The following is an 11,528-nucleotide window of genomic DNA, read 5'->3' on the forward strand; positions in this document are numbered from 1 at the left end:
TCTGTACCGCGGGGAAACTTCGGAATCAGGCAGATGATTGGAGACAGAATATGAAATATTACATACCAACAAAAGTATACCAGGAGATAGATGCAGTAAAGGTACATGCAGAGGAATTGGCAGGCTATGGAAGCTACGCACTGATTGTGACAGGAAAATATTCCGCACGCGCGAATGGAGCGCTTGCAGATGTGGAGGCAGCACTTGATGCATATGGAAAGAAACATGTGCAGTATGATGGGATCGAAGAAAATCCCTCTGTGGAAACGGTTATGAAAGCGACCGAGTTTGGAAAAAGAAATGGCGTGGATTTTGTAATTGCGATTGGCGGTGGTTCACCGATGGATGCGGCAAAGGCGATTGCGATTATGCTTGCCAACCCGGAGAAGGATGCGGAGTATCTGTATGAGAGTGCAGCACATACAAAGGCACTTCCGGTTGTGACGATTCCGACGACCTGTGGAACCGGATCAGAGGTGACGGGCGTCGCTGTGCTTACTGTCCATGCGAAACGGACAAAGGCATCCCTGCCGCACCGCGTATTCCCGGTGCTTGCATTGGCGGATCCGAAATATCTGAAGACTGCATCGAAGAAAGTCATTGGACAGACCGCGATTGATGCGCTTGGACATATGATTGAGAGTTATCTGAATACGACCGCGACGGATTACAGCCGGATGTTCGTTGATCAGGGCCTAAAGGTCTGGGCGAGAAGCAAGGATGCCCTGCTTGGTATGAGGGAGATGACAGACGAGGATTACAGCAATTTCCTGTTGGCATCGACACTCGCAGGTATGGCGATCGCACAGACGGGAACGACGATTCCGCACAGTTTAAGTTATGCGATCACGTATGAACTTGGCGTGCCGCATGGCATTTCAATCGGATATTTCCTGCCGGGATATATCTGGGAAGCAGATATAGCGGATCAGGAATATCTGTTATCGACAATTGGATTTTCTTCTGTGGACGAGTTTGCAGATTTCTTTCAGGTTGTGAGCGACTGCGGCATCCTGCCGGAAGAAAACATCCGTCAGGTTGTTGATATTGTAGCCGAAAATAAAGCGAAGCTTGCGCTTTGCCCATATCCACTTGACAAGGAAGTATTGTTAAGAATCGCGAGCTGGAGGAAGTAATATTAGTTATAGATAATTGCAAAATATAATTGGATATGCCTGAGATATAACATGATTGTTCACCTGTGATATATAATTTCATGAAGCATATGATATGTTTGCAACTTAGAAATACTTGATGTTCCATAAATAAAACAGCAGTGTTTGAACACGATGTTCAAACAAGCTGCCACTGAGCCAGGGATGGCGAATTGGCAGCGGCTGCGGAAGCATGAGAGATTGTAGATTGGAACATTTAGTATTTCTTGGCTGCAATACATTATATGCTTCGTGAAATTGATATATCGCAGGGAAACAGTATGTTATACTCAGGTATATCGAATTATTTTGCAATTATCACAGATAAATTAGAAAGGAACACGCAAATGAGTTATGTAGAGTTTAAGAACGTAAGCAAAACCTATAAGACCGGTGATGTCAGTGTTGAAGCCTTAAAGGATGCATCCTTTGAGATCGGGAAGGGTGAGATCTGTGTCATCGTAGGACAGTCGGGGGCAGGTAAGACCACCCTGCTCAATATCCTTGGCGGTATGGATCGCCTGACTGAAGGAGAGGTGTATCTGGATGGCACAGCGGTTTCGGATTACAACAAGAAACAGCTCGCGACGTACAGACGGCGGGATATCGGATTCGTATTTCAGTTTTATAATCTGATCCCGAACCTGACAGCGCTGGAGAACGTCGAGATCGCATCGCAGCTATCGAAAGATCCGATGAACCCATCGGAGGTACTTACGCATGTCGGACTGGAAGAACGTATGAATAACTTCCCGGCACAGTTATCCGGAGGCGAACAGCAGCGTGTGGCAATCGCGCGTGCGCTCGCAAAGAATCCGAAGCTTTTGCTCTGTGATGAGCCGACCGGTGCCCTTGATTATGAGACCGGTAAGGCAATCTTAAAGCTGTTACAGGATTGCAGCCGGAAGCGTGGCATGACCGTTGTAATCATCACCCACAATCAGGCACTTACAGCGATGGCAGACCGGATCATTAAGGTAAAGAGTGGTAAGATTGCTTCGGTGAAGATGAATGAACAGATTGTACCGGTAGAAGAAATTGAGTGGTGATAGAAGATGCGGGCATATAGAAAAAATATACGTAGAACAATTGGACAGAGTATGGGACGGTACCTGGCAATTCTTGCAATCATTGCGCTGGGCGTTGGATTTTTCTCCGGACTGAAGGTGACAAAGCCGGGCATGGTGGAAACCGGAAATAAGTATTTGCGAGAGCATAACTTCTATGATTTCCGGCTACTTTCTTCGATTGGATTTGATGCAGATGCGGTAGAGGAAATGCGGAAGCAGGAGCATGTGCTGGCGGCAGATGGCTCTTACTACGAGGATATGATCTATGAAGATGCGGATGGTAAGGAGAAGGTGTTGCGCGCACAGTCCATTACGGAGCATGTGAATACACTGGAACTGCGGGATGGTCGTATGCCGGAAGCAGACGATGAATGTGTGGTGGATGCATATCAGTTCAAGGGACAGGATATCATCGGACAGGAAATTGAGATTGCGGACAGCAACACGCAGGATACAAAAGATGCATTTGCACACAAGAAATACAAAGTTGTCGGTACGGTGAATTCGCCAATCTATATCAATATCGAACGTGGAACGACGGATCTTGGAAATGGACGGATCAGTGCATTTATCTTTATTCCGGAAGGCGGATTTTCCTTTGATGCATATAAGGAAATCTATGTACAAAGTCAGGATTCCTATGATATCTATACGGATGCGTATGATGATTTTATCGATGATGTCACACCGGATATGGAGACTGCATTGAAGGCGGTTACCGATGATCGGTATGACCGGCTTGTGACAGAGCTGGGCAGGACACTTGTGGAGGACGCGGTTGAAAAGCAACAGCAAGAATTACAGGCGATGATGCAGGATGCGCAGAGCGGAACGCTCACACAGGAGCAGATAGCCCAGATGGAACAGTTACAGCCTCTTACGCAGGAACAACAGGATGCACTCGTACAGGAATATGGAGAACAGGCGGCGAAGGAAGCATTTGGAGATGTAAAGACGTATGTGCTGGATCGTTCGACGAATGTCGGTTATATGTGCTATGACAATGATACGAACATCGTCGATGGCGTAGCAAAGGTATTCCCGATTTTCTTCTTCCTGATTGCGGCACTTGTCTGTTCGACGACGATGACACGTATGGTGGATGATGAGCGTGGACAGATCGGAACATACCGGGCACTTGGTTATACGAATGGACGCATTATGGCGAAGTATCTGATTTATTCCGGAAGCTCGGCGTTCCTTGGCTGCGTGATCGGATTCTTCGGAGGAAGCTATCTGTTCCCATATGTAATATCTGAGGCGTATAAGATGTTGTATGATTTCGGAACAGGCATTGAATTTTATTTTTCACCAGGACTTCTGGTAATCTGCCTGATTGTGTCGCTGCTTTGCTCAATGGGAACGGCATTCCTTGCCTGTATCAATGAGCTTCGGTGTATGCCGGCAGAGCTGATCCGGCCGAAGGCTCCGGCAGCAGGAAAACGTATCTTACTGGAGCGGATTCCATTTATCTGGAAGCCGATGAAGTTCTTACATAAGGTAACCGCACGAAATGTATTCCGATTCAAGAAGCGTATGTTCATGATGCTGCTTGGTATCGCCGGATGCACGGCGCTTGTCCTGACGGGGCTTGGAGTGAAGGATTCAGTATCAAATCTGGCCGAGTTTCAGTATGGTGATATCGATACTTACGATATGGAAGTAACCCTGAATGGCACATATAACGAGGATATACAGCAGGAGGTGGAGGATGCTGTCGGTGATGGCTTTGAGGATTCCACAGCAATCCTCAAAAGCACGGTAGAATATCATGCAGCTTCTGCAATTAAAACAGTGTATCTGATTGCTGCAGAGCCGGAAGATTTAGAAAGCTTTGTGAAGTTTGACATGACAACCAGCAATGGCACTTATCCGGGAAACGGTGAGGTGATGTTGTCAAAGAAGATTGCGGAGATTGCGGATGTGACGGTTGGCGATCCGATTACCTTGCATGATACGGATGCGGGAGATGTGACGCTGACCGTATCGGGAATCTTCGAAAACTATGTATGGCACTACGCATATATCACACCGGAATGCTATGAGCAGTATTTTGACAAAGCATGCGAGGCAAATACAATGTATTTGCATGTCGATACAGACAGTACCGCTTATGAGGCAGGCGGGAAATTATCTGCACTCTCCAATGTGATGAGCGTCTCAGTTGTTGCAGACATCAAAGACCGTGTGGAGAATATGATGAAGATGATGGATGCGGTTGTCGGACTTGTAATTGGCAGTGCGGGTGCGCTTGCATTTATCGTGTTATTCAACTTAAGCAATATCAATATTACGGAGCGTGTGCGGGAGATTGCAACAATCAAGGTACTTGGTTTTTATCCGCGAGAGACAGGATCGTATGTTTTTCGGGAGAATTTCATACTGACGCTGATGGGAATCGTTGTCGGACTTCCACTTGGCTGTTTGCTGCATCGGTTTGTTATGTCCCAGATTCAGGTCGATATGGTGGCATTTGCAACGAGAATCATGAATATCAGTTATCTGTATAGCGTCCTGATTGTACTGGCATTCCTGATTATTGTGGATCTGGTGATGCGCCGGAAAATTGATAAAATAGATATGGCGGAATCATTGAAGTCTATTGAGTAAGTATGTTATAATATAAATTGTGTCTGTGTGTGCAAGTCAGGCTGTGTATGCAATAAAGCAGCTCAGATATGTATTTACGAATATTGACAAAGACGCATAAGTAATATTTGGAGGAAAAAGAAATGGGTTTACATATGGTAAAGGCGGTTCCAACGCCGGAAGAGATTCGCGCAGCGCATCCGATGGACAAAGAGTTACAGGAGATCAAAGCAAAAAGAGATGCTGAGATCAAGAAGATATTTACCGGTGAGTCTGATAAGTTTATTGCGATCATCGGTCCTTGCTCCGCAGATTATGAGAATTCCGTACTTGATTATCTCTGCAGACTGGCAGCTGTTGCAGAGAAGATCAAGGATAAGGTTTTTGTAATTCCTAGAATCTACACTAACAAACCACGTACAAATGGTTCCGGATATAAGGGCATGCTGCATCAGCCGAATCCGGAGGATAAGCCGGATTTCATCGAGGGTGTGAAGGCAATCCGAAAGATGCACATCAAAGCAATCCGTGAGACAGGACTGACTGCAGCCGATGAGATGCTGTATACGGATAACTGGCCATATCTCGAGGATATTTTATCTTATGTGGCAATCGGTGCAAGAAGTGTGGAGAATCAGGCACATCGTCTGACATCGAGCGGTATTGACGTTCCGGTTGGAATGAAGAATCCGACAAGCGGTGATTTCGCTGTCATGCTCAATTCCTGTGTGGCGGCACAGGCAAAACATACATTCCTGTTCTCCGGTTATGAGGCAAAGACCGATGGAAATCCATTGGCACATTGTATCCTACGTGGATCTTTGAGCAAGAGCGGACGTTCCATTCCAAATTATCATTATGAGGATCTGAAGTACCTTGCTGAGGCGTATGGCAAGTATAAGCTTGTGAATCCTGCATGTATTGTGGATGCAAATCACAACAACTCTGGTAAGAAGTGGGATGAGCAGCCTCGTATCGTAAATGAGATTCTGCACAGCAGAAGACACAGTGATGAGGTAAAGCATCTGGTCAAGGGTGTTATGGTAGAGAGCTACATCGAGGATGGAAATCAGCCAATCGGTGGTGGATGCTATGGCAAGTCAATCACAGATCCTTGCCTTGGATGGAAGAAGACAGAGAGACTGCTTCTGGAGATGGCAGAGCAGCTGTAAGCAAAATGAGACTTATGGATAAGCTGCTGGTTCGAATCAATCAGCAGCTTATTTTGAGCCAGGAGGTTACATATGAATATATTTAGTATTTTGATTCCGAAGCACACATTGACGTACTTAAATGCAAATGATCCTCTGGATCAGGCAGTCGCATTTCTGCTTGGTGCCACATATACGGCAATCCCTGTGGTGGATGACCAGGGACGGTATGTCGGGATCGCCAGTGAGGGTGATTTCCTGCGTGCGGTCATGGAACACGGACGTGAGAACCTCGCAAAGTATAAGGTAGCAGATATCGTCAACAAAGACGAAGGCGCGAAAGTATTAAATACTGTAGAAAAAGATGAGATTATGGAAAGGATTCTGGATCGGAATTTCCTCTGCGTGGTAGATGACCGGGATTGCTTTATCGGCATTATCACACGAAAGAGTATCATTCTGTACCTGAAGAACTGATATGTATAAGTATGTATTTTTGGATCTTGATGGGACGATTACGGAACCGGAAGAGGGCATCATCAATGGTGTGTTGTATGCGCTTTCGAAGTTTGGAATTACAGTAGAAGATCGGACGACGTTGTATCCTTACATTGGACCCCCACTTCGGGATTCGTTCCGGGAATTTCATGGACTCTCGGAAGAAGAGGCAGAACAGGCGGTGTTGTATTACCGGGAATATTACAGCACGAAGGGTATCTACCAAAATGGTATTATGCCGGGGATGGAAGCTGCATTTCAGACGCTTCAGGAGCGTGGTTGTCATCTGTATGTGGCAACGTCGAAGCCGGAGCTTTATGCAAAACAGATTCTGGAACATCTGAAGTTGGATGGATATTTTGATATCATTGCAGGCAGTACCTTTGACAAATCAAGAGATTCAAAGGCAGCGGTGATTGAGTATCTGCTTGCCGGGATTGCGGCAGATCAGGGAAAACCTTCGATGGACGATATCATTATGGTTGGTGACCGGGAGTTCGATGTAATCGGTGCCAGAGCATTTGGAATCGAGACGATCGGTGTACTGTTTGGATATGGCAGTAAAGAAGAGTTTGAAGCCTGTGATTGCAGATATCTTGCAGAGAATGCGGAAGAGATGGTGCAGATCATCCTGCGATAATACATGAGAATACGGGCGGTTATGTTTCTGTATAGTGTTAATACTGTTGGGGATGATCGATGTAACATAGGAAAGAGGTTATAATAAATGGATTTTCAGATTGGACAGATCATTCGAATGAAGAAGCCGCATCCGTGTGGTGGAAATACATGGGAGATCCAGCGTGTTGGCATGGATTTCCGGTTGAAGTGCCAGACTTGTGGACATATGGTGATGATTCCAAGACGTGTTGTGGAAAAAGGCTTCCGTGGATTTGTAGAGGAATAAAGAAAAAGTAGAGCGGTTGGCTCTACTTTTTTTGCTTTTCTTTCTTCGCTTTCTTTTCGATGTACAGTTTTTTATCTGCCTGTTCCAACACCTCTTCGATATCCAGATCTTTTGTACAGGCAACTTCACAGATACCGATACTCATCTCAATCCGGTATGGCTTTTGAACCATCTGATTATGGCGTTCTGTGATTTCTGCGATACGATGCTTCATGATCTTTTCGTAGTTTGGAATACCAAGCAGTGCGAAAGCTACAAACTCGTCTCCGCCGAAGCGGGAGATAACATCGGTATTTCGGAATGCTTCTTTTAAGATCATACCGATTTCCCGGAGGGCAAAATCACCTTCGTCGTGCCCGTATTTATCGTTGATCATCTTCAGGTTGTCCATGTCTGCATAGAGAACAAGTACCTCTCGGTTCTGGTTCATCGGATTCTCAATGATCGTCTTGACGTAGTCTAAGAATCCCCAGCGGTTGTATAAGCCGGTCAGCTGATCGGTCTTGGAGATCTCCTTTAAGATCAGATTATGCTTGGACATCTGCTCTAAGTTTTGCTGCAGATGTTCACTGATTTCTTTCTGCTGTTCTAACAAAAGCATCGTCTTTAACGCGGCAGAAATATGGATGCCAAGGGATGGAACCATATTGAAATAATCAAGCTCCGTATCACAGACAATCAGACCAAGCAACTGTTCCTGTGAGAACAGCGGTGCAAGGATGTAAGTTCTCCGTTTATCCTGCTGCATCTTTGTGTTGTTGAAAATGCTGTTAATTGTTACAAGCTGTTCGTTCTTCGGTACACCGAAGGACTGGTTTTCAATCGTATAGGCACGTAACAACAGCGAATCCGGTTTGCGGAATACTGTGTCGTGTGGATGATTGATCGGCTGTTTGAACGTATATAAGAACGAAGAGTGGATACCAATCGCACTCATATTTTTCAGGATGGATTCAAATGGAAGATCCATCAGTCTGGATTGTGACAGGTTTGCGCTGATTTCGTCCACCAGATGTGTGATCTGTGCCATACTGCCGTACTGCTTCTGGTAGGTACGGAAGTTGGAGATGGAAAGCTGCTGATACATCGATGAAAAGACATCGACGAACGTAATCCGCTTCTCTGGATCTTCAATCTGACGCTCCAATACAAATTGTAAGGAGAACAGCAGATTCACAAAAAGCTCTACCGAAGTATAGGAGAAAATCGGCTGTTCGATAATCTGTGTGAACAATGTCTGGACATCCATTCGATCTGCTGCAATATCGTTTGATGTTGTCAGATCGCAGATCAGACGGAAAAATACGGACAGGTCATCCTTTAACTGGAGGATGATGTTTGTGTCAGCGTAAGTGCTGAACAGATAGTTCATAATATGTTTCAGAATCTCTGGACGTTTCTTCTCGTCGAGAAGTCCAACCAATTGCAGTTTTGCTGCCAGAGAATCATAATCGTAGTTCGCACAGCCACAGGAGCAGCGGTGAATATAATGGGTTGCAACACGCTGTGCGACAGGTGCTGTATTCTCATCTAAGAAATCCGCCATATGGAGGATTGCCTTGTATGCAAGCTCAGCTGCGTTTGCCTCGACGGTTGTGAGAGGTGGATTTAATGTGGACGCGTAAGGCGCATTATCAAAGCCGATTGCTAAGATGTCCTTGCCGACCTTCAGTCCAAGCTTGGCAAATACACGATATCCGCCTTTTGCCATTTCATCATTTGCAAATACGACGGCATCTAATTCCGGATGGGTTGAGACGAAAGCTCCGATCAGCTTTTCACTACTATCCTCGAAATTGCCATAGACAACATAGTTTTCGTTATATGGAATATTCTGTTCTTCCAGAACCTTGCGATAGGCATTCAGACGTTCCATTGCGTCAATATTGGTCTTTGGACCGCTGACGTAACCGATGTTCTTCGCACCGTGATCGACGATCAGATGCCGGATGCCCTGCATGAAGGCGCCCTGATTATCAAAAATCATAGATGGATACCCTGGCATATCGGTGTAGAGGATGACAACCGGAATTCCAAGAAATTGTGCAAGGAATCTGCGGCGGGCGTCAAGATCAATACGACAACCGATCAGTCCCATCATAATATATAAAATATCCAGGTGATTATCATTTGCAAACTGGAACAGGGTATTATACTGATATTCGTACTGTAAATGGTCATCAGAAATAAGGGTATTATCAAGATACATACCCGGAAAGATATACATATTTGCATCGATGGCACGTGCGCCAAGCTCGGCACCTTTGACTGCCTCTGATGTAAATGGAGTATTCAAATCATTGATTAGCAATCCTATATTTTTTCGCAAAGAAAATTCCCCCTTGTTCCATAAAACAAACCACGAACCTTATAATTTCATTATCGACATTTTAACTGAAAATTCAACATAATTTTCAAAAATTGTAAAATTTGTAGCATACTATTGTGAAAAAACACAAAAAAATAGGAAACTATCTTTGCAAAAGTGCTGAAAATCTGGAGATTCAGAAAAACCGACTTACGATTTGCCTGCAAAAGTGATATTATAAATAGGTAGAATATAAGAGGGTTTAATAGAAAGATGGAGGCGAGAGAGTGTTTCATGTAGGCGATTATATCGTATATGGAAGCAATGGTATATGCCGGGTGGAGGAGATCACACATCCGGATATAGCGGGAATTGATGAAGACAAATTGTATTATGTGTTAGTGCCGGAAAAGACAAGGGACAGTCGGTTGTTTTGCCCGACAGACAATAGCCGGGTTGTGCTTCGGAGTGTGATCACAGCCGATGAGGCGGCAGCTTTGATGGAAGAGGTCAAGGAAATCGAACCATTGCAGGTAGAGAGTGAGCGGATGCGGGATGACAGTTACAAAAAGGCAATGAAAAGCTGTGATCTGCGCCAGTGTGTCAAGGTAATCAAGGCACTTCTGATCCGGAAAGAAGAGCGTGAGTCACATGGCAAGAAAGTGACGGTAACTGATGAACGGTATATGAAGCTCGCCGAGGAGGGCTTATACAGTGAGCTTTCTCTGGTTATGGGAAAAGACCGGGAAGAAATCAAAGAGAAATTTTTAGATTATTGTAAGCAATAGTCTTTTATTTTTTCGGATAGTATAGTATAATATGCTTATCTAGGATAAAATTAAAGAAAAATGGAGGAATTACAAATGTTAGTTTCAGCTACAGAAATGTTGAAAAAGGCTAAAGCTGGTCATTATGCAGTTGGTCAGTTCAACATCAATAACCTTGAGTGGACAAAGTCAATTCTTTTAACAGCACAGGAGCTCAACTCCCCAGTTATCCTTGGTGTATCTGAGGGTGCCGGAAAGTATATGACAGGATTCAAGACAGTTGCAGCTATGGTTAAGGCTATGGACGAGGAACTTGGAATCACAGTTCCAGTAGCACTTCATTTGGATCATGGAACATACGAAGGATGTTATAAGTGTATCAAGGCTGGTTTCACATCTATCATGTTTGATGGTTCTCACTATCCATTCGAAGAGAACCTTGCTAAGTCTACAGAGCTCGTAAACGTAGCTCATCAGCTTGGTCTTTCTATCGAGTGTGAAGTTGGTTCTATCGGTGGAGAAGAAGACGGCGTTGTAGGTATGGGTGAGTGTGCAGATCCTGAAGAATGTAAGACAATCGCTGATCTTGGCGTAGACATGCTTGCTGCAGGTATCGGTAATATCCATGGTAAGTATCCGGCAAACTGGAAGGGACTTTCTTTCGAGACATTGGATGCTATCCAGCAGAAGACAGGCATTATGCCTCTCGTACTTCACGGTGGTACAGGTATTCCTGCTGATATGATCAAGAAGGCAATTACACTTGGTGTATCTAAGATCAACGTAAATACAGAGTGTCAGCTTTCATTCCAGGAAGCTACAAGAAAGTACATTGAAGCTGGTAAGGATCTCGAGGGTAAGGGATTTGATCCACGTAAGCTCCTTGCACCTGGTGCAGAAGCTATCAAGGCAACAGTAAAAGAGAAGATGGAACTTTTCGGATCTGTTGGTAAGGCTTAATAAGTAACTTCTTTAAAAAAGACTAGATGCGAGTCGCTCTACATCATGTAGGGCGACTTTTTTCAACGTTTTTCTTCTGTATTTCTCTTGTTTCCTGTGTCTGCATGTATTATAATTATTATAA

At 44.7% G+C, this 11,528-nt stretch carries 10 protein-coding genes; 9 read left to right on the forward strand and 1 reads right to left on the reverse strand.

Annotation, left to right across the window (positions count from 1 at the left end; genetic code table 11):
* Positions 1–50: 50 nt before the first annotated feature.
* The 7 genes from H9Q76_RS03695 to H9Q76_RS03725 all read left to right on the forward strand — a co-directional run bounded on the left by H9Q76_RS03695 (position 51) and on the right by H9Q76_RS03725 (position 7,369).
* Positions 51–1,136, forward strand: a complete 1,086-nt coding sequence (locus H9Q76_RS03695) for an iron-containing alcohol dehydrogenase family protein (RefSeq protein ID WP_249321678.1) — start codon at positions 51–53, stop codon at positions 1,134–1,136.
* Between the two features lie 365 nt (positions 1,137–1,501).
* Positions 1,502–2,203 (forward strand): ABC transporter ATP-binding protein, encoded by a 702-nt coding sequence (locus H9Q76_RS03700; RefSeq protein ID WP_249321680.1) that lies wholly within the window; start codon positions 1,502–1,504, stop codon positions 2,201–2,203.
* Between the two features lie 51 nt (positions 2,204–2,254).
* Entirely contained in the window at positions 2,255–4,834 is a 2,580-nt protein-coding gene (locus H9Q76_RS03705) for an FtsX-like permease family protein (protein ID WP_249321681.1), read from the forward strand.
* A gap of 122 nt (positions 4,835–4,956) precedes the next feature.
* Complete coding sequence (locus H9Q76_RS03710; RefSeq protein ID WP_021984405.1) at positions 4,957–5,985, forward strand: 3-deoxy-7-phosphoheptulonate synthase; 1,029 nt, start codon at positions 4,957–4,959, stop codon at positions 5,983–5,985.
* 72 nt (positions 5,986–6,057) lie between these two features.
* On the forward strand, positions 6,058–6,441 hold the full coding sequence (locus tag H9Q76_RS03715; protein WP_117780288.1) for a CBS domain-containing protein: 384 nt from the start codon (positions 6,058–6,060) through the stop codon (positions 6,439–6,441).
* A gap of 1 nt (position 6,442) precedes the next feature.
* Complete coding sequence (locus tag H9Q76_RS03720) at positions 6,443–7,102, forward strand: HAD hydrolase-like protein (RefSeq protein ID WP_249321683.1); 660 nt, start codon at positions 6,443–6,445, stop codon at positions 7,100–7,102.
* 87 nt (positions 7,103–7,189) lie between these two features.
* The gene (locus H9Q76_RS03725; protein ID WP_117780289.1) at positions 7,190–7,369 is read left to right on the forward strand and encodes a DUF951 domain-containing protein; all 180 of its coding nucleotides are present in this window, start codon (positions 7,190–7,192) and stop codon (positions 7,367–7,369) included.
* A 22-nt stretch (positions 7,370–7,391) separates the two neighbouring features.
* On the opposite strand, the gene H9Q76_RS03730 is transcribed toward H9Q76_RS03725, so the two are convergent.
* Positions 7,392–9,698: a GGDEF domain-containing protein gene (locus tag H9Q76_RS03730; RefSeq protein WP_021984401.1), complete on the reverse strand. Its 2,307-nt coding sequence runs from the start codon at positions 9,696–9,698 to the stop codon at positions 7,392–7,394.
* Positions 9,699–9,964: 266 nt separating this feature from the next.
* On the opposite strand from H9Q76_RS03730, the gene H9Q76_RS03735 reads away from it, so the two are divergent.
* Positions 9,965–10,465 carry a CarD family transcriptional regulator gene (locus tag H9Q76_RS03735; protein ID WP_021984400.1) on the forward strand — a complete coding sequence of 167 codons (501 nt, stop codon included), beginning with the start codon at positions 9,965–9,967 and terminating at the stop codon, positions 10,463–10,465.
* Positions 10,466–10,540: 75 nt separating this feature from the next.
* Entirely contained in the window at positions 10,541–11,404 is an 864-nt protein-coding gene (gene fba, locus H9Q76_RS03740; protein WP_117780290.1) for a class II fructose-1,6-bisphosphate aldolase, read from the forward strand.
* Positions 11,405–11,528: the final 124 nt, after the last annotated feature.

It is taken from the genome of Wujia chipingensis (assembly GCF_014337155.1).
Classification (GTDB): Bacteria; Bacillota; Clostridia; order Lachnospirales; family Lachnospiraceae; genus Coprococcus_C; species Coprococcus_C hominis.

Excerpts from the sequence above, each read along its gene's own strand:
- H9Q76_RS03705 (WP_249321681.1), top strand. The coding sequence starts at position 2,255 with ATGGGACGGTACCTGGCAATTCTTGCAATCATTGCGCTGGGCGTTGGA.
- H9Q76_RS03720 (WP_249321683.1), top strand. The coding sequence starts at position 6,443 with ATGTATAAGTATGTATTTTTGGATCTTGATGGGACGATTACGGAACCG.
- H9Q76_RS03715 (WP_117780288.1), top strand. The coding sequence starts at position 6,058 with ATGAATATATTTAGTATTTTGATTCCGAAGCACACATTGACGTACTTA.
- H9Q76_RS03695 (WP_249321678.1), top strand. The coding sequence starts at position 51 with ATGAAATATTACATACCAACAAAAGTATACCAGGAGATAGATGCAGTA.
- H9Q76_RS03725 (WP_117780289.1), top strand. The coding sequence starts at position 7,190 with ATGGATTTTCAGATTGGACAGATCATTCGAATGAAGAAGCCGCATCCG.
- H9Q76_RS03710 (WP_021984405.1), top strand. The coding sequence starts at position 4,957 with ATGGGTTTACATATGGTAAAGGCGGTTCCAACGCCGGAAGAGATTCGC.
- H9Q76_RS03700 (WP_249321680.1), top strand. The coding sequence starts at position 1,502 with ATGAGTTATGTAGAGTTTAAGAACGTAAGCAAAACCTATAAGACCGGT.
- fba (WP_117780290.1), top strand. The coding sequence starts at position 10,541 with ATGTTAGTTTCAGCTACAGAAATGTTGAAAAAGGCTAAAGCTGGTCAT.